The sequence below is a fragment of the Serratia aquatilis genome (genome assembly GCF_044865145.1).
GTDB lineage: Bacteria > Pseudomonadota > Gammaproteobacteria > Enterobacterales > Enterobacteriaceae > Chania > Chania aquatilis.
Genome location: NZ_CP173186.1, coordinates 4,670,886 through 4,690,370, shown reverse-complemented (window position 1 = coordinate 4,690,370; position 19,485 = coordinate 4,670,886). Strand labels below are relative to the sequence as shown.

Here is a 19,485-nt window from a genome sequence, read left to right as displayed (position 1 = left end):
GCTATGCTCCTGGCGACTCTCGGTCTTGCCGCCTACATGCAACTCGAATTATTTAGAGTATAGGTGCAATGTACGCAGAGAAAATGTTGGACACTGGCGTTGAGGTTTTAGAAGAGAAAATCATTAAATATTTACGCTCAGCAATTAATGAAGTAACACCTCAGGTATATTAATATGTACAATTTAAAGCATAGGTTTCTAGCATTTCTAGGTTTTGTTTTTTTTACTTTTTTGTCATTGATTATTTCTTTTTTTGCCTTTGAGTCACTTTTCGGATACTTGCATAAAATGCCTGTTTTCGTTTTTTCTGCATGGAGTTTTTTTGCCGCACTTTCTCCATTGGTAGTAATGCCTTTTTTATTGATGGTTGTTCCTGTAATTATATATGGACGTAAAGTATCTATTAAGCTAGGTAAACAGTTGATGGTTTTTTCTTTTTTATCATTGGTTTTAATAGTTGTATTAATGATTTTGTTTTCCACTTTATATAAAGAGCATTTGAATAATCAAGGATACACTAGATGCCAAGGGGTACCAATGGGTTGGACCCCTGGCATGGCAACAAAATATGCTATTGACGCCTCAAAATGTAGTGATTGATGATATTAGAGATACATCAACCACAAAGATAATTAACTAATAAATAATCGGTTACCCTAGTAGATAACGTATTGAATGCCCGAGAATTTGTCGAAAACACCCCTAAAACAAAAGAATGGAGAAAAGAGTAGGGGAGTTTTTTATTAAAAGGCAATTCCGTCATGTTGTGAAATAAAATAGAAGCTTTCGCGAAAAGCAAATCCGATATTAGGCTGTGTCCCTTAATTGCACGCGAGCGCCGCTGGCGGTCATTTACGCGCAGAGCAAGGCGTGAGCCGTGAGGTTTGGTGGACCAAATAAGCGGTGAGCAACGCAGCAATGCGTGCAAATGGCCCCAGCCCGAAGGGGCGCGCGCCAAAAGCCCATTCTCTGTGTTGTCGGGCTTGAACAGAGGGCCACTCTGTCCTTCACCCTCCGCCTTGATAACGGGCTTTTGGGTCTGCGACGGCACCACGGGCAATTAAGGTACACAGCCTAATCTCCACGAAATATATACTCCTTAATTGAGGATCCTAATGGACGACTTAACCCTGCGTTATTTTGACGCTGAAATGCGTTATCTGCGCGAGGCGGGCGAAGAGTTTGCCCGTGCGCACCCCGACCGCGCGGCGGCACTCAACCTGGATAAAAACGGCGCTCGTGACCCATATGTGGAACGCCTGTTTGAAGGCTTTGCTTTCCTGATGGGCCGCCTGCGCGAAAAGCTCGACGACGACCTACCGGAACTGACCGAAGGGCTGGTCAGCCTGCTGTGGCCGCACTACCTGCGCACCATCCCCTCTCTGTCGATTGTGGAATTCACCCCGGAATGGCAGGGCATGAAAGAGCGTATGGTGGTGAGCAAGGGCTTTGAAGTGATCTCCCGGCCGATTGGCGAACAGGGAACACGCTGCCGTTACTCCACCACGCAGGACATAGATCTGCTGCCGCTCACCCTGAACCGCGCCCTGTTGGATACCGAACCCGATGGACGTTCGGTGATCCGCCTGCGCTTTAGCTGTAGTGAACTGGCCGACTGGAGCACGGTCAATCTGAGCGAACTGCCGCTCTATTTTGATGCCGATGCGCCGCTGGCCTGTGCCTTGCACGAAGCCTTTACCCTCAATACCGCCTCGTTGTGGCTACGCCTGCCGGGGCAGACTGACCGTCAGCCGCTGGACGGCTTTTTTGCGCCACTGGGGTTTGACGAGAAACAGACACTGTGGCCGAAGGGCGACAGTGCGTTCAGCGGTTATCAACTGCTGCTGGAATATTTCACCTTCCGCGAAAAGTTCATGTTTGTGGGGCTTAACGGGTTAGACAAGGTTGAACTGCCTGCCGATCTTGACGGGTTTGAGATTGACGTTGTGCTGGAGAGGCGCTGGGAGCATGACTTTACCTTCTCCGAAAAACACCTGCGTCTGCACTGCGTTCCGGTCATCAACCTGTTCCCGCTGGAGTCCGACCCATTGTCGCTGTCCTCTTTACAGACTGAATACCTGCTGCGCCCGATGCGCGTTCAGGACGGCTACACCGAGATTTACTCGGTGGACTCGGTGATTTCCTCCCGGCATTCGGGCCATCAGGTGTATGTGCCTTTCACCAGCTTCCGACACAAAGGCGGCATGTTGCGCCACAATGCGCCGGAATATTACTACCACACCCGCGTCAAGCGTGGGCCATCGGGCCTGCACGACACCTGGTTGGTACTGGGCGGAGAGGCGTTCGATAACCACACGGTGCCGGATAATGAAAACCTCTCCCTGAGCCTGACTGGTACCAATGGGCAATTACCCCGTAAAGCGCTACAAAGCACCGTGCTGGATACGGTAGTGAAGTCAACGGGAGCCAATGTCCGGGTTCGCAACCTGTCTGCGCCATCGATGCCGTGTTACCCGCCCAACCGCGATCGTTTTCACTGGCGGGTGCTGAGCCATCTGGGCAGCAGTTTCCTGTGGATGATGGATAGTGCCGACGTGCTGCGCGGGACGTTGGCCTTATATGATTGGACCGAGAACGAAATGAACCGTCGTCGGCTGGACGCCATCGCCGAGGTGAAACACCGCGAGATTGAGCGCGTCGAGCGGGGCTATCTGCTGCGTGGGGTACATATTGAAATTACTCTCGACAGCAACGGTTTTGCTGGCACTGGTGACATCTGTCTGTTCGGTGAAATGCTCAGCCGCTTCTTTGCACTGTATACCGATATTCATCTGTTTAATCGTCTGACCCTGATACTACAACCGACAGGAGAACGTCTGGAATGGGAAGAGAATCATCCCCCACGCATTCCCGGCTGACGGCCAGGCTAAAGCGGGATATCGGACAGATCAACTTTTACCGTTTTTGTCAGTTGCTGGAGAAGCCCGGCAGGCCGCCGCTTGGCAGTACGGCCAGCCCGATGGACGATCCGGTGCGCTTTCGCCCCCACCCGGGCATGGGCTTCCCGGTCAGCGAACTGAAAGCGTTGGAAATAAAAGAGGACGACCTCCATGCACCACCGACCGTTCGCACCACTTTTATGGGGCTGTATGGCGTGGACTCGCCGCTGCCCACCATCTATATCGATGACATTACCCAGCAGCGCGAAGGGCATGAGGTGCTAGAGGGGTTCCTCGATATCTTCAACCACCGGATCATGACCCAGTTTTACCGCATCTGGCGCAAGTATTCGTATCCGGCGACGTTTGAATCTGGTGGCAAAGATCCCACTTCACAGAGCCTGCTGGGGCTTATTGGCATGGGGATCCCTGGTACACAGCAGCATTTTGCCACCCCCTCGTCACGCTTCCTGGCGTTGCTGGGGGCCATGCGTCAACCGGGGAGAACGGCTGAGGGGGTTCAGATGCTGGTGCGGTTGCTGGCACCCGGTACTCAGGTGGACGTGACACCCCATTGTTTACGTAAGGTACGCATTGCCTCGCCGATGGCCTTTGCCGATGAGGGGATGAACTGGTTGGACGGCTTTACGGTACTGGGTGATGAAGCCACCGATGCCAACAGCCAACTGCTGATTTCCCTGTACACCGAAAATGCTGAGGAATCCCGCGGCTGGCTACCGGAAGGGCCGCTGCATGCCGATTTTCTGGTGCTGTTGCGGGTATACCTGGGATGGCGTTATACCGCGCAAATTCAACTGACCGTTCCGATCCGTTTGCTGCCGGTACCGATGCTGGGTGATACGCCAATAAGGCTGGGTCTGACAGCTGTGTTGGGCCTTGATGATGACGTCCCGGCTGACGATCTTCCCGACCATTTCACCATGGAGCTGGGCCACTATCGTGGTATGGCACCTTACACGCATGAAGAAGGAACACGCCGTGTTATTAACTACCGCCTGGAAAAGTAAAATCGGTCTGCCTGCCCTGGCACTGTTACTGGGGGGCTGTGGGCTAACGCAGACGGTGACGGACAGCACCGTATCTGCAACTAAATCGCTGTTTTACAAGCAGGTAAAAGTCCTGCATCTGGATTTTACCGCTCGCGAAGCGCTGAATACCGACGCCCGTGAAGCGAATTCCGCCTCTGAACCGGTGCTGGTTCGGATTTATCAGTTGCGCGATGACAAGCTGTTCCTGAAAACGGTGTATCAACAACTAACGGGAGACGGGGATGAAGCCCTGAAAGCGGACCTGCTGGCCAGCCGCAATGTGGTGGTCAAGCCCGGCACGGCGGCAACGCTCGATATGCCCCTGGAAAATGAGGCCAGATTTGTCGCCATTGTTGGCCTGTTCCGTCACCCTGATATGGAAAAAAATCATTGGCGTTTGCTCCTGACGCGGGAGGATTTGGATCCTGATAAACCCCGTACCCTGGAACTGGGTAATAACAGCCTGACGCTGTTGCCGGAGAAAAAGTGATGCCGCAACCCTCACTTTACGAACAACTGCTGGGTAATTTCAGCGGTGGCCTCGAGCTGCATCTGGTCAGTGAAGAGGACCAGGTTATTCTGTCCGTGCTCGACAATATGCAGCGTATTTTCAACTGCCGCGCCGGTACGCTCAGCCATCTGCCGGATTACGGGCTGCCGGACATGAGCACCATTCTGCAGGGGATGCCCGGTACGGCGCACGCCCTGCTCACCACCCTGTGCGAAACCTTGCTCAAATACGAGCCGCGGCTCAAAAACCTGAATATCGTCTTGCTCCCGCCAAGCACGCCGGGGCAGTTGGAATACGGCATCGATGCCGAACTGAAAGGGCGCGGGCTGGTGCGTTTTGGCACCGCGTTCATGCCGGAGGGGCGGGTCATGGTCCGCCACCTGAAACAGCGTAACTACCTCTGAGCCCCCCGCAATAACCTCATAGAAAGGGAACTATCATGTCTATTAACCGTCAACTGCGCACTGGCAGCGACCCACGCACGCTTGCCGATTATGCCGCGCTGCGTGATGAACTCAATAAACTTACCCATCCGGCCCGCCCGGATGTGAACTGGCATTATGCCGAGAAACTCTGCCTGTCGCTGTTTGAACACAATGGCGTGGAGTTGCAGACCGCCGCCTGGTATACCCTCACCCGGGTTCATTTGGCAGGGGTGTTCGGGCTGAACGAAGGGCTGGCTATTATTGACACGCTTATCAGCCACCAGTGGGGCAACTTATGGCCACAGCCGGTCCATGCCCGTGTGGAAATCCTCACCGCACTTACCCAGCGGTTGCACGGGGTATTACGTACCCTGAACTGGCAATACAGCGATTTATCGGCGCTGTATCAGGCCGAGCAGCGGCTCACCCATCTCAACGCGGTGTTACAGCGCCTGGAACTGCGCCATGTCAGCCAGTTGGACATGCTGGCCCAGTTGCTGCACAACGCCGCGGTGCGGCTGGAGAATACCCAGGGCAACGATCTGCAAGGGGCTACGGATATTTCTGGTGTGGTGCTGCCTTTCCAGTCTCACGCCTCGCGGCCCCAGCCAGCGGCAGAACAAACCTGGGTGTATGTGGCGCAGCCTGATACCCACCCCAAAGTGATTACCGTCGAAGTACAGAAAAAGCGCCTGGAATGGCGGGGGTTCTTGGCTGGCGTTGGCATCAGCGCCCTGTGTGCCGCACTGGCTTGCTGGGTTGGCTACAACCACTACGTGACCGGCGTTCAGGCCCAGGTGAAAAACTCGCTGGCGCCGTTACCGCAGGCCTTGCCATTGCAGGCACAGTACCAACTGCGCCAGACTCACCCCGCATCGTTGAATGATATTGCTCCGGCTTTACTGGATGAAACGGACAAACGGCTTTCACAGTTAGCCACTGAATCCCCACGCTGGTTACAAAACTACGGTGGCGAACTGGTGAGGCAGGCAAAAAACCTGTGGCCGGATAGCCCCGTCAGTGCGTCGTTGCAGCAACACTGGCAACAGGCGCTCAGTACCAACGCGCTGCCGGTCGAGCAGTTGGAAGACGGCTATCTGGTGCAGGCACGGGTGCAGGCTCTGGTCGCCAAGCTCAACGCACTGGACGAAAAACGCGGCCGGTATATCACCGTCTCTGAGCTGAAATCCGCGTTGTATGGGATACAGCAACCGCTGCTGCGCACCCCGTCACTGGAAACCCTGTTGCGGGAACTGGCACTACAGCAACAAACCGGGAAACCGTCGGCGCCCCTGCAGGCACAGATAGATAACCGACTAACGCAGTTACTCAACCGCTATGCGCTGATAGAGCAGGCGCAAGCTATCGCACCCCGTTGAGGGAGACTGAGATGATGGCTAAAAAAATACCCCAACGCAGTAACCACCGCACGCGCTGGACGCTCAGGGAACTGCATTATGTGGAAATGCACTACCGCAAAAAAACCACCCGTGAAATTGCCCAAAAACTGGGGCGTACCGAAGTTGCAGTCAGACTGGGTGCTCAGTCATTAGGGGTGTGTAAAACGCTGATGCCCCAGTGGACAGAACAGGAAATCGAGGTACTGCGCACCTATTATGCCGATGGTGCAGGAATTACCTACGTCCAATCGCTGCTGCCTGGGCGAGCCAAATCCTCGATCCGGGCAAAAGCCAATGGTCTGGGTATCACCAGCGCACGCAATTGGCACGCTGAGGAGGTTCGCATCCTGCGGAAGTATTACCCGGCGATAGGCACCAAGGTTGCCAAAAAACTGCCGCGTAGAAGTGTCGAAGCGGTGAAAATCAAGGCCAACCAGTTGGGGCTGAGATACCGTAAACTGAAGCCAAGGGAAGCTCCGGCCCGGCGCTGGAGCGATGAAGAGTGGTGTTTGTTGGAAAACAACCTGGCCTTGCCGTATGACGAACTGCTGCTGCTGTTGCCGGGGCGGTCAAAATTGGCGTTGGAAAAGGCCAAAGAGCGATTGAAGGAACGGCGAACGCGGTGTACAGCAGTAAAGTGAAAAAAGTGATTTTACATCAGGCTGTTAAAACTTACTGCGCTTGTTCCATCGTATCTTGGTCCAGTGGGGGTTACATGGTTGGTGCACACTCCCACAATAACGCCAGCGAACATATCAATAATGAACGCCACATAAGCGAGCATTGCCAGGTGCCCAGTAGCTTTAGATACAGGGTGTAAACACCGCCATTTTTCAGCCTGAGCGGTTTGAGTTCAACAGATAAATAACGAAACCTGCTCCCAACCCTATTTTTACGCGAATATTTAATTAATTGATTTTAAAGGCATAAAATTAGGCGCTGCAAAAAAGGGTATTTGCCCTATTTTACCCAGCAATGCTTCTCAGATCAGGTAATTAGCGCTAGTCTGTAACAGTTCACTGCCGTACAGGCAGCTTAATAATGAATCAATATCATTGATTTACAATGAATTTATTTTTCAGTGATATAATTGAGCCCCCCAAAAGGCCCCAAAATGTTTTGCTGTAAATATGCGCTAAACTTGCCTCTGTGACTGAGAAAACCACCAGACACATTGCCTCTTTACCTATAACACTTATTACCGTGCGGGCAGTTCCTGCGGATAATGCCTCGCGATAATATCATTCATCCTACCAACCAACTCGGGCTTTCTTAATGTCAGGTGCACCGAGCCCTTCATGAAGTATTTTATCGAAAAGTACTCATCTTGGTAGTCCTTGCTCATCTGCCGATTGGCACTGATATGCTCATATAACCGAGCGGTCACATCCCCTCGATTATCAGGCGGCGGTTTACCATCTAGGCTGTGTCACTTAACTGCACGACTCACGGCTTGCTCTGCGCACAAATGGCCGCCAGCAGCGCTTACGTGCAGTTAAGGGGCACAGCCTAAACTCTTAGTGAAAGGGGAACCAAGATGACATCAAAATCAGCAAATCGTTATCCAGCCGAGCTGCGTGAACGCGCGGTAAGAATGCTTCTGGAGCAGCGCAGTGAATACAAATCTGAACACGCAGCTTTCAGCTCCAACGCCCCTAAAAATTGGGTGTAACCCCGACAAGTTAAGGGCTAGGTGCGTCAACATGAAAGTGATTCTGGTTCCAGTGCCAGTGAGAACAACCTTACGACCAGTAAGCGTCAGCGTTTAAAAGTGCTGGAGCGTGAAGTGCGTGAACTCCGTCGCAGCAACGATATTCTGCGTCAGGCATCAACCTATTTTGCGCAGGAGGAACTCAACCGCTACTGGAAAAGATAATGCCGTTAATAGACAGCCTGAGTGCTAAGCACGGGGTTGTAGTACACGAGAAATCGTCGCTCACCCTAACTATACCCGTCGCCCTTCAAGCTGCATGGGTGTTGGCTGCCTTCACTCACCCCAGTCACTTGGTTTACCAAGCTCCTGGGGCTTCGCTCAGTTGCCGCCTACATGCAACTTGAAGTAACTTGGGTATATATATCGTTGTATACTGGGTGCCGGGCGATTGTACAGAAGTACTTGATATCTTATATGCTCGTCAGAATCATCCTTAATTTCTAAAAATAATAGATATTAACTCCATGTATGGAGAAAATTAGAAATAAAAATGTCGCTATTCTCACTATGGTACGAGTAATAAGGGATAAAGGGAATTATCATGATGCCAAACGATAGTGCTACATATATGCGATATTGGGGAAAGGCTCGTAAAGTAGAGAGTGACTCTTGCGATGATTATCACCTATTAGCATATCACTGCCTTGATGTTGCAGCCTGCGGCTATCAGCTAATCATCGATAATAGATATCATTCAGCTGACATATTAGAAGAATTAGGATTTTCACGCCAGGATGCAGCCACTTGGTTTGCCTATTTCTTGACTATGCACGATATCGGTAAGTTTGCTCGCGGTTTTCAGCAACTCTACCAACACCCTGCTTTAGTTCCTCCTGCTGGCAAGATTTATATAGCACGTCATGATTCTTTGGGATTCTGGCTGTGGAACGAACATATACAGCGGCGTTGGTTGGAAGATGATCGACCTCTTTTTCCCGGAGAAGAAAACAAAAAACAGTGGAGAAATAGCCTGCATATTTGGCTGCAAATTGTCACTGGTCATCATGGTGTCCCGCCTGATGCTTCAGCGAAAGGTGCTTTAGCATTTACACCTGAAGATCTGCAGGCAGCAGAATTTTACTTGCAAGACGTGCGAAAAATATTCCAATGGGAGACATTCCCCCAACAATTTGCTGATAAAGAATGGCGTAAGAATTTAAAAAAACAGAGCTGGATCCTTGCCGGGTTATCAGTCTTGGCAGATTGGTTAGGGTCCAATCAAGCTTATTTTCCTTTTACTACCACCGTTATGCCGTTAACCGAATATTGGGAGAATGCGCAGCAGCGAGCACAGACCGCGATTGCGGCTTTACCAACATCTGCTGTTGTCAGCGCTTTTAAAGGGCATAAAGATCTTTTTCCGTTTATTGAGCGGTTGACGCCACTCCAGCAATTGGCATGTGACATAAAGATTGAAGCTGATGGCGCTCAATTGATGATTCTAGAAGATGTCACCGGTGCCGGGAAAACGGAGGCTGCCCTGATCCTGGCGCACCGCTTGATGGCACAGTCTAAAGCAGACGGCCTGTATATCGGGTTACCTACAATGGCAACCGCTAATGCCATGTATCAGCGCCTTGCTGATGCCTATCGGGCTTTGTTTCAGCCCCAAACGCGTCCCTCTTTAGTGCTGGCTCACGGGGCCAGCAAAATGTCGGCAGCATTCAGCCAATCGGTCTGGCAGTTAGATAACCAGGGTTCTGCGCATTATGGGCAAACAGAGTCTAGCGCCAGTGGTGAATGTAATATCTGGTTTGCTGACTCGCGTAAAAAAGCGTTATTGGCGGAAGTGGGGGTTGGGACCTTAGATCAACTGCTGATGGCGGTAATGCCCTTTCGTCACCAGTCGCTACGTTTAGTTGGAATGCTGAACAAAGTCCTGATACTTGATGAAGTGCACGCTTACGACGGTTACATGGTGCGGTTGCTGGAAGGGTTATTGTATTGCCACGCCGCGCAAGGTGGGAGTGCCATTATTTTAAGTGCAACCTTGCCTCATGATTTAAGGGAAAAGTTGCTAAGGGCATTCGCCAGCGGCGCAGAGTGTGAAATCCCCCTATTAGATCCGCAAGCGGGTTATCCCTGGTTCTCGCATTTGGGCCGCAGTGGCCTGCATGAAATGCCGGTAGCAACCCGTGAAGAGGTAAAACGTTGTGTACAAGTCAACTGGCTGACCCAACTGGATGAAGCCATTGTGATGATCGAACAGGCGGTAAAAGAGCAGCGTTGCATCTGTTGGATACGTAACAGCGTTGATGATGCCATCCTGGTTTTTCGGCAATTACGCGAGCGCGGCAATATCCCGGCAGAAAACCTGCTGTTATTTCATAGCCGCTTTGCTTTTATCGACCGTATGCAGATTGAGCAGAATGCGTTGAACTGGTTTGGTAAACATGCTTCACCTGATTCACGGCGTGGCAAAGTGTTAATTGCCACCCAAGTAATTGAGCAATCTTTAGATATCGATCTGGATATTATGATTTCCGATATAGCACCGATAGATTTGCTTATTCAGCGTGCGGGGCGTTTGCAGCGTCATATTCGTGATAATAGCGGCCAATGTAAATCGGCATTGCCTGATGAGCGGCCTGCTCCCGTATTATCAATTCTGGCTCCTGAATGGCAACCTGAGGCTACTGCAGGCTGGTTGGGCGAAACCTTGCGTAATACCGGCTATGTTTATGCCGATCATGCCTGCTTGTGGCGCACCCAAGCGATATTGCGCGAGCTAGGTGCCATCATCATGCCTGAACAGGCCAGGACGATGGTGGAAAGCGTCTACGCTGAAATGTTGGATGCACCCGCAGAATTGGTGGAGATCTCCAACAGAGTATTGGGCCAATTAATGAGTAACCGGGCTGCTGCCGGGCAAAATCTTTTATCTTTGGATAAAGGGTACGATCGCCGTGCCAGCGACACGCTATGGAGCGATGCTGTCGATATCTCTACCCGCCTGAGTGAACCTTCTCTTGATGTCTATCTCGCTTACCGCAAAGGTAGCGAGATCATACCTTATGCCAATGCCGATGATTTCCCGTGGGAAAAAAGCCGCCTTCAGGTACGTGAAAGCTGGTGGCGCAAGCATGGCAAAGCGCTACCACAGCTTGCTGAGGATGAGCTGGAACGTTTTAAAACGCAAAACCATTTGTTTGCAGGGATCGTGTTGTTACTGGATAACGCAGGTGAGGCGGGTTATTACAGCAAAACGCAGGGGCTTTTGGGTTAATAAAAACTAGTAAGGGAGAGCGGTATGCTATCTTTTTCATTACTCACGGAACCGTGGTTACCGGCCATTAATCAGGCCGGGCAGCATCAGAAGATTTCCCCATTGCAGTTAGCCGACGAGGACATTATCGATCTGGCGTATCCTCGCGCTGATTTTCAGGGGGCGGCCTATCAGTTCCTGATTGGTTTGTTACAGACCACCTATGCGCCAGAAGATGAAGAGGAGTGGCAGGAGGTTTGGGATGAGGGATTTGACGATCAAAGATGGCCGCAAGCCTTAGCGATGGTTGAAAGCGCCATGCAGTTTGGCCCTGAGAAACCGGCCTTTTTGCAGGACTTCGCCACGTTGGAAACCGACAACTCGCCAATCTCCGGCCTATTGATCGACTCCCCTGGCGGTAACACGCTCAAACTCAACAAAGACCATTTCGTTAAGCGCAGTTATTACCAGCGTATTTGCCCCCACTGTGCCGCCATGGCCCTGTTCACAGTACAAACCAACTCTCCGGCTGCTGGCGCAGGTTTTCGTACCAGTATGCGCGGTGGTGGACCGATGACGACTCTGGTTATGCCGCAAAACGCCGAGCGTCCACTGTGGCAAAAGCTTTGGTTAAACGTTATCCCGCAGGAAAAACCACTAACGGCGGCAGATTTACCGCTAATATTCCCTTGGCTTGCGGCAACCCGCTCCAGCGAAAAGGCTGGCAATAGCGTAACGCCGGAAAACTCCCACCCCCTACAGGCTTATTGGGGTATGCCGCGGCGTGTGGAGATCGACTTTAACCAAACAGCTTCGGGCAATTGCGATATCTGTGGTGAGGAAAGCGCCGATTTACTGACACAAATCCGCAATAAAAATTATGGTGTGCAGTATGAAGGCTGGATCCACCCGTTATCCCCCTACCGGCAGGCCTTAAAAGAGGGTTCTCCACTACTGCCATTAAAAGGGCAACCGGGCGGATTGGCCTACAAAGATTGGTTGGGTTTGCTGCTTGGTGGGGAGGATAAATTCAATCGTACCGTACCCGCTAAAATTGTGCGGGAACAAATCGTCACCGGGCGCAGGGTAGGGGAGAAAACCGGTCTTTGGTGCTTTGGTTATGACATGGACAATGCCAAGGCGCGTTGTTGGTATCAACATCGATTGCCAATGGTGGTTGCCAATTCGGTAGATACCCCAGCTTTGGTTGAAACTATCGAGCTAGTGGTGGCTCTGGCCTCCGTGGGTTTATCGTTACTGCGCCAGGCACTGAAAGAAGCCTGGTTCACTACGCCAAAAGAAGCTAAAGGGGATTTCAGCGCGGTTGATATCGCCTATTGGCAGGAGACCGAGGGGTATTTCCGCACGCTGCTGCCTCATTTGGTGCAGGACGCTCACAGACAATTACCGCAGACCCGTGAAGCACTCCAGCGTTGGAGCTCGGCGATGTATCAACATATCTTCGGCATATTTGATGCCCAAACCCTTGCCAACCCTGATTCTGCACAAGAACTGCTGCGAATTCTCAGGGCGCGGCGTCGGCTGGATAAAGAATACAACAAGCAAAAAGTGTTGAAGGAACTCAAATCATTAATGGTGATCGGCAAGGAGGTGCAACATGCTTGATAGCAATACAAGTCAGGAATTGGTCATTTACAGCCAGAACGCTAAAGACATAGTGAACGGCTGGTTTAATGACTTACAGCAGCGTGACCATAGTAAGTCTTTTAATGGTCGCCTTTGGCGTGCTGAATTACGGCGCGCCAAAGATATTTACCAGGTTATTACTACCCAAGGTTTCCGTGCCTTACTCAATAAGTTGGAAAAAGTGCTGAATTTTCAGCAGAGCGATATTTTGGCTCTGGCGATCTTTGCTTCAGTGGCAGCGCATGCGCGGCGCATCAACAATCAGCGCAGCTTTGCGGCGCAACTGGGTACCGATTTAAAAGGGAAACCCTGCCTTTCAGCACTGCGTTTTGACCGCTTAATTCAGGCAAGACAACCTGAGGAATTCTGCGCGCAATTAATTCGCGCGGTAAAGCTGCGGGGTGATGAAGGTGTCAATATAACGTCTTTAGCCGATGGTGTTTTTCTCTGGATGCGTGAATGGCAAGCGCGTCAAGAACATCAGGCTTTAGAACTCAATCCGTTTAAACGTAATGATGTTCGCTGGTCGAGCGAGTATTTAATGGCCTCGGAAAAAAATTAAATATCAATAAGGATCGTACCATGACGAAATTTATTCAGTTCCATCTGTTAACCGCTTACGCCCCTGCTAATTTAAACCGTGATGATACTGGTCGCCCTAAAACCGCCATTATGGGAGGGATTGAACGCCTGCGTGTATCCTCTCAAAGTCTGAAGCGCGCTTGGCGCATTTCTGAAAAATTTGGGGAGGCGTTAAGCGGCAACATCGGTGTACGAACCCGTCGTTTAGGTCGTGACATTTATCAAAAGCTGTTGGATAAAGGGGTAACGGAGAAATCAGCATTGGCTACTGCCGCCAAGATAGCTGAGCAATTTGGTAAGTTGAAAAACGATAAAGGCGCTAAAGGTGATCTGGTCAATCTGGATATTGAGCAACTGGTACATATCAGCCCTGATGAGCAACAGCAGATTGACCAGTTGCTCGCGTTGTTGGCAGAGCAAGGCGGCAGAGAGCCGCAAGACGATGAGTTGAAACTGCTACGGGCGCAGGCTGGTGGTGTTGATATCGCGCTATTCGGCAGAATGCTGGCGTCAGCGCCGGGTTTTAATGTTGAAGCAGCCTGCCAGGTGGCTCATGCAATAGGGGTGAGTGCCGTCACCATTGAAGAAGATTTCTTTACTGCTGTGGATGATTTAAACCGCAAAGAAGAAGATGCCGGTTCGGCACATATGGGGGAACAAGGTTTTGCTTCCGCCCTGTTCTACAGTTATATCTGCATCAGCCGCGATCTGCTATTAAAAAATCTTAATGGCGATGAAGAGTTGGTTAAACGTACGCTGCGTGCATTGGCCGAAACGGTCGTCACGGTATCCCCCACGGGAAAACAGAATAGTTTTGCGACGCGGGCTTATGCCTCTTATGTGTTGGCTGAAATAGGGGAGCAACAGCCGCGTTCTCTTGCGGTAGCATTTTTTAATCCGGTACGCAGTGATAATCAGGTTGCCGAGGCTACTCAACGCTTAGAGGAACAATATAAGAAATTCGATCGTGCCTATGGTGTATGTGCCGAGCGCCGCTATGTGATGAATGTGGAATCTGGAGAAGGGTCATTATCGGAGCTGTTGGATTTTATCTGCCAATAAGGAGTTCGTATGTCCCGTTATCTATTATTCCAGCTTTACGCACCCCTGGCATCTTGGGGGGCTGCTGCGGTTGGTGAAGTCAGGCATACCGAAGTAATCCCAACGCGCTCGGCGCTGTTAGGGTTGCTGGCAGCGGCTTTGGGGATCGCTAGAGAGCAGGAAGAACGCCTGAATCAATTTAATCAGCACTATCACTTCGCTGTGCTGCCGCTGTCCTCACGGGAACAGTGGTTGCGTGATTACCATACGATTGGTGTGCCAAGGGAAAATAAAAAACGCACTTATTACACCCGGCGTGATGAGCTGACACTGATCCCCGAGGATGTTGGCACCATGCTTTCATCGCGAGAATATCGTTGTGATGCGTATTATCTAATCGCAGTAAGAGAAACCCCGGATGCGCCAGAAACAATAGAGTCATTGGCGCAAGCTTTATTAACGCCAATTTTTCCTTTGTATCTGGGGCGAAAGTCTTGCCCCTTGGCTTTACCATTGTCACCCAAGATTGTGGAGGGGAGTTTGGCAGAGGTGTTCAGTACGGCGGAAAAAGCCTTGGATCAGGATTTGGCATTGCTCTTTCCTGATAGAACCTCGCCAGCAATCTGTTACTGGGAAGGAAGTGAGGTGCAAATGGAACTTATTGAATCACGATTGCGTAGCGATCAGCCGATCAGTCGCAAACGCTGGCAATTTTCTACAAGGACGCAACATTGTGGCAAATATGGGAGGAGCGAATAATGTTTCTTTCACGCGTCACGCTAGATTTACGCAGGCTAAATATTGCGATGATGAAAAAATGGCTGAGTGCAGAACAGCCATATGCCTGTCATCAGTGGTTATGGCAATTATTTCCGCAAGACCAGCAGAGAAATTATCTCTTCCGTCAGGAGTATTCTGCGGCGCAGGGGCTATTTTACGTGCTGTCTAAAAATAAACCGCAACAGGATCATAATTTACTGCATGTAGAAACCAAGCCTTTTTCTCCGCAGATAAATAAAGGAATGTATCTTAATTTTTGTTTACGGGCTAATCCGGTGGTCACCCGTAACAATAAGCGTAGTGACGTCCTGATGGATGCTAAGTATCATGCTAAAAAACAGGATATTCCTCAAGAAAAATGGTGGGAGTTGCAAGAGAATGCGGCCCAGGAATGGTTGGTGACTCAGGGGGAGCAACGGGGATTTTGCTTGGTACCTAATATTAATAATTTACCTAATGTTGTTGCCCATCAGCAGCAACGGTTTATTCGCCGCGAAGGTGAGAATCCCATCACTTTTAGTTGGGTAGATTATTCTGGCTATTTAAAAGTCACTGAACCCGAGGCATTCTTGAACGTGCTTTACAACGGGTTGGGAAAGAGCAAGTCACTCGGTTGCGGTTTATTAATGATAAAGCGAGGATAAGTGAATGAGTTATGTACCTCTTAATCCGATCCCGCTGAAAGATCGCACTTCAATGATATTTCTGCAATATGGTCAGATCGATGTTGTTGATGGGGCTTTTGTTCTGATAGATAAAACCGGTATTCGAACCCATATCCCGCTGGGATCTATTGCCTGCATTATGCTTGAACCGGGGACACGGATTTCACATGCAGCGGTAAGGCTTGCTGCGGTCACCGGGACGTTGCTTGTTTGGGTAGGAGAAGCAGGGGTAAGGATGTATGCCAGTGGGCAACCCGGTGGTGCGCGTTCTGATCGCTTGTTATATCAGGCAAAGTTAGCGTTGGACGAAGAGTTGCGGCTGAAAGTGGTGCGTAAAATGTTTGAATTGCGCTTTGGTGAGCCTGCACCTAATCGCCGCTCTGTAGATCAACTGCGTGGTATTGAAGGTGCCAGAGTCAAACAAACCTACGTGTTGTTGGCCCAGCGCTACGGCGTGAAATGGAACGGGCGACGCTATGACCCAAAGGACTGGGAAAAGGGTGATGTTGTTAACCAATGCATTAGTGCTGCCACTTCTTGCTTATATGGCATCACCGAAGCGGCGGTATTGGCGGCGGGTTATGCTCCAGCGATTGGTTTTGTGCATACCGGTAAGCCACTGTCTTTTGTCTATGATATTGCAGATATTATTAAATTCGAAGGTGTTGTCCCGAAGGCCTTTGAAATAGCAGCCCAACATTCCCTGACACCAGATAAAACGGTTCGTCTAGCCTGCCGGGATATTTTCCGCAGCCAGAAAACACTGGCACGCCTGATCCCTCTTATTGAAGAGGTACTCTCTGCTGGTGAAATTGAGGTGCCAAAACCTTATGAGGACGCACAACCCCCAGCTATACCAGAGCCTGCGCCTTTAGGGGATATCGGTCATAGGAGTCACAGTTAATGGGAATGTTAGTTGTGGTGACTGAGAATGTCCCTCCGCGTTTGCGCGGGCGACTTGCCGTATGGCTGTTGGAGATCCGAGCAGGTGTTTATGTTGGTGATACATCGCGGAAAGTGAGGGAAATGATCTGGCAACAGATTACCTTACTGGCCGAGGTGGGTAACGTCGTTATGGCTTGGGCGATGAATAACGAGTCCGGTTTTGATTTTCAGACTTTGGGAGATAATCGGCGCATACCTGTGGATTTGGACGGATTAAGATTAGTTTCTTTTCTACCTACAGAAAATTAATAAATCTGCGTTCTTTAAAAATGAGGAAAGTTGGTAGATTTTTATATGTCTAAAAAACTATTATAAAACAGTAAGATATTTTTAGAGTGTTCCCCGCGCCAGCGGGGATAAACCGCGGCAGCAAAGAAGTTTGGTGATGGTTTCATGCGTGTTCCCCGCGCCAGCGGGGATAAACCGCATACGGCCTGTTTAAAACTATGGGTAAAGGCGTGTTCCCCGCGCCAGCGGGGATAAACCGGTCTTTTTCTGTACACGCGCTATCCCAGATTAGTGTTCCCCGCGCCAGCGGGGATAAACCGGCATTGGCACATCAAGACTACCGGCAGATATTGTGTTCCCCGCGCCAGCGGGGATAAACCGCTAAGGATCTAAAATGACTAAATCAAACTTCTGTGTTCCCCGCGCCAGCGGGGATAAACCGTCTGATGTTATTCACAGAGAACTTTTGAAACGGTGTTCCCCGCGCCAGCGGGGATAAACCGGAGGCTACAGGAAAAAAAACAGCGACACACAAGTGTTCCCCGCGCCAGCGGGGATAAACCGGACACAAGAAATTTGTTCAAGGTGTCGCATGAGTGTTCCCCGCGCCAGCGGGGATAAACCGGTTGGATAGAACTGAGTGAACCAGCGTGCGGAGTGTTCCCCGCGCCAGCGGGGATAAACCGTGGAATTACCGGAGGGGTTGCAGTAGTGGCAAGTGTTCCCCGCGCCAGCGGGGATAAACCTTTACCCTTGCATGATTCCACTATCTCCTTGAAGTGTTCCCCGCGCCAGCGGGGATAAACCGGAATGCGCCGTTAAATCTATGGAGACAGGAACGTGTTCCCCGCGCCAGCGGGGATAAACCGAATTGACGACATATGAAATTAATCTGGCAGCGGTGTTCCCCGCGCCAGCGGGGATAAACCGCGTGATTTTATTGACCAATTCGGTACCGAGCAGTGTTCCCCGCGCCAGCGGGGATAAACCGGCTAGGCAGGATGATAAGCGGATGGGTGGGACGTGTTCCCCGCGCCAGCGGGGATAAACCGATGATTACTGATATGCTAAAGACTTCTTGCGAGTGTTCCCCGCGCCAGCGGGGATAAACCGTCCGTCATGCCATTCCCGGCGTGCCATTTTTCGTGTTCCCCGCGCCAGCGGGGATAAACCGGATTCCGCTAATAAACTCGCCGGACTCGTGAAGTGTTCCCCGCGCCAGCGGGGATAAACCGCAGAGTTTCAGCGCGGGAAACTTTGAACGTGCGTGTTCCCCGCGCCAGCGGGGATAAACCGGGGTTCAAGATTACCACCGCCGACAAAATTGTGTGTTCCCCGCGCCAGCGGGGATAAACCGTTACGACATGACCTTGCCGGGCGGATTCGATGGTGTTCCCCGCGCCAGCGGGGATAAACCGCCAGCTAATTTAATTAGTGGATTTTGGAAAAAGTGTTCCCCGCGCCAGCGGGGATAAACCGCAGGAAAACCTCTACCCGTTGGCGTAGCAACGGTGTTCCCCGCGCCAGCGGGGATAAACCGCTGACCGCTCCACAGCAAATTTAATTGATAGCGTGTTCCCCGCGCCAGCGGGGATAAACCGCCAGTCGGCCTCTTCTGGTCTTGCCTCTGCGCGTGTTCCCCGCGCCAGCGGGGATAAACCGGAATCCACGCTAACATTGTCGCCGGTATAATTGTGTTCCCCGCGCCAGCGGGGATAAACCGACTATTTAAGACCATATCACCACTAACCAGATGTGTTCCCCGCGCCAGCGGGGATAAACCGCTTCATTAGACCGAAAAAAATTTCCCGCTCTCGTGTTCCCCGCGCCAGCGGGGATAAACCGGCTATATGTTTGTCGATTTGCTGATGTTTATGAGTGTTCCCCGCGCCAGCGGGGATAAACCGTCTTTCCCGTAGCAGTGACGACAACATACACGGTGTTCCCCGCGCCAGCGGGGATAAACCGGGATCACTGAGGCTGCGCCACAGATGGCCTGTGTGTTCCCCGCGCCAGCGGGGATAAACCGCACGTCACGAAATCCGCCCCGGCTTCGTAGTCGTGTTCCCCGCGCCAGCGGGGATAAACCGCCAGCTCGGTATGCCGCTTCGATGGCCTCCCAGTGTTCCCCGCGCCAGCGGGGATAAACCGTGATTGGAGATCGAGCGCAAGGCAGGCCCAGGGTGTTCCCCGCGCCAGCGGGGATAAACCGAATTTAATCAACCGCTACTCCGCTGTTATTATGTGTTCCCCGCGCCAGCGGGGATAAACCGCGCCGAATTGGCTGTTGTTAAAACCGCCATTAGTGTTCCCCGCGCCAGCGGGGATAAACCGTAATACCGGCCACGAATTTTATTCTGATGTAAGTGTTCCCCGCGCCAGCGGGGATAAAC

Annotated in this window: 15 protein-coding genes, 2 pseudogenes and 1 CRISPR repeat array (1 of these 18 cut by a window edge); of the genes and pseudogenes, 16 read left to right on the top strand and 1 reads right to left on the bottom strand. The window is 51.3% G+C overall.

Annotated features, from left to right (window positions below; all coding sequences use genetic code 11):
* Nucleotides 1-174 precede the first annotated feature (174 nt).
* The 7 genes from SAQUA_RS21225 to SAQUA_RS21195 all read left to right on the top strand — a co-directional run bounded on the left by SAQUA_RS21225 (nucleotide 175) and on the right by SAQUA_RS21195 (nucleotide 6,926).
* The gene (locus tag SAQUA_RS21225; protein WP_380671730.1) at nucleotides 175-600 is read left to right on the top strand and encodes a hypothetical protein; all 426 of its coding nucleotides are present in this window, start codon (nucleotides 175-177) and stop codon (nucleotides 598-600) included.
* A 515-nt stretch (nucleotides 601-1,115) separates the two neighbouring features.
* Complete coding sequence (gene tssF, locus SAQUA_RS21220; RefSeq protein WP_380671732.1) at nucleotides 1,116-2,879, top strand: type VI secretion system baseplate subunit TssF; 1,764 nt, start codon at nucleotides 1,116-1,118, stop codon at nucleotides 2,877-2,879.
* On the top strand, nucleotides 2,843-3,928 hold the full coding sequence (gene tssG, locus SAQUA_RS21215) for a type VI secretion system baseplate subunit TssG (RefSeq protein WP_380671734.1): 1,086 nt from the start codon (nucleotides 2,843-2,845) through the stop codon (nucleotides 3,926-3,928). The genes tssF and tssG overlap by 37 nt, the downstream gene beginning before the upstream one ends.
* Nucleotides 3,900-4,439 (top strand): type VI secretion system lipoprotein TssJ, encoded by a 540-nt coding sequence (gene tssJ / locus SAQUA_RS21210; RefSeq protein ID WP_380671736.1) that lies wholly within the window; start codon nucleotides 3,900-3,902, stop codon nucleotides 4,437-4,439. Before tssG ends, tssJ begins: the two co-directional genes overlap by 29 nt.
* Nucleotides 4,439-4,864 (top strand): type VI secretion system baseplate subunit TssE, encoded by a 426-nt coding sequence (tssE, locus tag SAQUA_RS21205; RefSeq protein ID WP_380671738.1) that lies wholly within the window; start codon nucleotides 4,439-4,441, stop codon nucleotides 4,862-4,864. Before tssJ ends, tssE begins: the two co-directional genes overlap by 1 nt.
* A 35-nt stretch (nucleotides 4,865-4,899) precedes the next feature.
* Nucleotides 4,900-6,264 (top strand): VasL domain-containing protein, encoded by a 1,365-nt coding sequence (locus tag SAQUA_RS21200; RefSeq protein WP_380671741.1) that lies wholly within the window; start codon nucleotides 4,900-4,902, stop codon nucleotides 6,262-6,264.
* A gap of 11 nt (nucleotides 6,265-6,275) precedes the next feature.
* Nucleotides 6,276-6,926: a hypothetical protein gene (locus SAQUA_RS21195; RefSeq protein WP_380671743.1), complete on the top strand. Its 651-nt coding sequence runs from the start codon at nucleotides 6,276-6,278 to the stop codon at nucleotides 6,924-6,926.
* 557 nt (nucleotides 6,927-7,483) lie between these two features.
* Here SAQUA_RS21195 and SAQUA_RS21190 read toward each other — a convergent pair.
* Nucleotides 7,484-7,708: pseudogene (locus SAQUA_RS21190) on the bottom strand (DUF4942 domain-containing protein); the annotation flags it as partial.
* Nucleotides 7,709-7,822: 114 nt separating this feature from the next.
* On the opposite strand from SAQUA_RS21190, the pseudogene SAQUA_RS21185 reads away from it, so the two are divergent.
* The 9 genes and pseudogenes from SAQUA_RS21185 to cas2e form a co-directional block, all read left to right on the top strand.
* Nucleotides 7,823-8,199: pseudogene (locus SAQUA_RS21185) on the top strand (transposase); the annotation flags it as partial.
* Nucleotides 8,200-8,540: 341 nt separating this feature from the next.
* Nucleotides 8,541-11,225: a CRISPR-associated helicase Cas3' gene (cas3, locus tag SAQUA_RS21180; RefSeq protein ID WP_380671745.1), complete on the top strand. Its 2,685-nt coding sequence runs from the start codon at nucleotides 8,541-8,543 to the stop codon at nucleotides 11,223-11,225.
* A 24-nt stretch (nucleotides 11,226-11,249) separates the two neighbouring features.
* Entirely contained in the window at nucleotides 11,250-12,830 is a 1,581-nt protein-coding gene (gene casA, locus SAQUA_RS21175) for a type I-E CRISPR-associated protein Cse1/CasA (RefSeq protein ID WP_380671748.1), read from the top strand.
* Nucleotides 12,823-13,413 (top strand): type I-E CRISPR-associated protein Cse2/CasB, encoded by a 591-nt coding sequence (casB, locus tag SAQUA_RS21170; protein ID WP_380671750.1) that lies wholly within the window; start codon nucleotides 12,823-12,825, stop codon nucleotides 13,411-13,413. The genes casA and casB overlap by 8 nt, the downstream gene beginning before the upstream one ends.
* 20 nt (nucleotides 13,414-13,433) lie before the next feature.
* Nucleotides 13,434-14,495 (top strand): type I-E CRISPR-associated protein Cas7/Cse4/CasC, encoded by a 1,062-nt coding sequence (gene cas7e, locus SAQUA_RS21165; RefSeq protein ID WP_380671752.1) that lies wholly within the window; start codon nucleotides 13,434-13,436, stop codon nucleotides 14,493-14,495.
* A 9-nt stretch (nucleotides 14,496-14,504) separates the two neighbouring features.
* On the top strand, nucleotides 14,505-15,233 hold the full coding sequence (gene cas5e / locus SAQUA_RS21160) for a type I-E CRISPR-associated protein Cas5/CasD (protein WP_380671754.1): 729 nt from the start codon (nucleotides 14,505-14,507) through the stop codon (nucleotides 15,231-15,233).
* Nucleotides 15,233-15,898 carry a type I-E CRISPR-associated protein Cas6/Cse3/CasE gene (cas6e, locus tag SAQUA_RS21155; protein ID WP_380671756.1) on the top strand — a complete coding sequence of 222 codons (666 nt, stop codon included), beginning with the start codon at nucleotides 15,233-15,235 and terminating at the stop codon, nucleotides 15,896-15,898. The genes cas5e and cas6e overlap by 1 nt, the downstream gene beginning before the upstream one ends.
* A 4-nt stretch (nucleotides 15,899-15,902) precedes the next feature.
* Nucleotides 15,903-16,823: a type I-E CRISPR-associated endonuclease Cas1e gene (gene cas1e, locus SAQUA_RS21150; protein ID WP_380671758.1), complete on the top strand. Its 921-nt coding sequence runs from the start codon at nucleotides 15,903-15,905 to the stop codon at nucleotides 16,821-16,823.
* Nucleotides 16,823-17,113 (top strand): type I-E CRISPR-associated endoribonuclease Cas2e, encoded by a 291-nt coding sequence (cas2e, locus tag SAQUA_RS21145; protein ID WP_380671760.1) that lies wholly within the window; start codon nucleotides 16,823-16,825, stop codon nucleotides 17,111-17,113. Before cas1e ends, cas2e begins: the two co-directional genes overlap by 1 nt.
* A gap of 86 nt (nucleotides 17,114-17,199) precedes the next feature.
* Nucleotides 17,200-19,485: a CRISPR direct-repeat array (repeat unit 29 nt; unit sequence GTGTTCCCCGCGCCAGCGGGGATAAACCG); it runs 1,101 nt beyond the window's last position.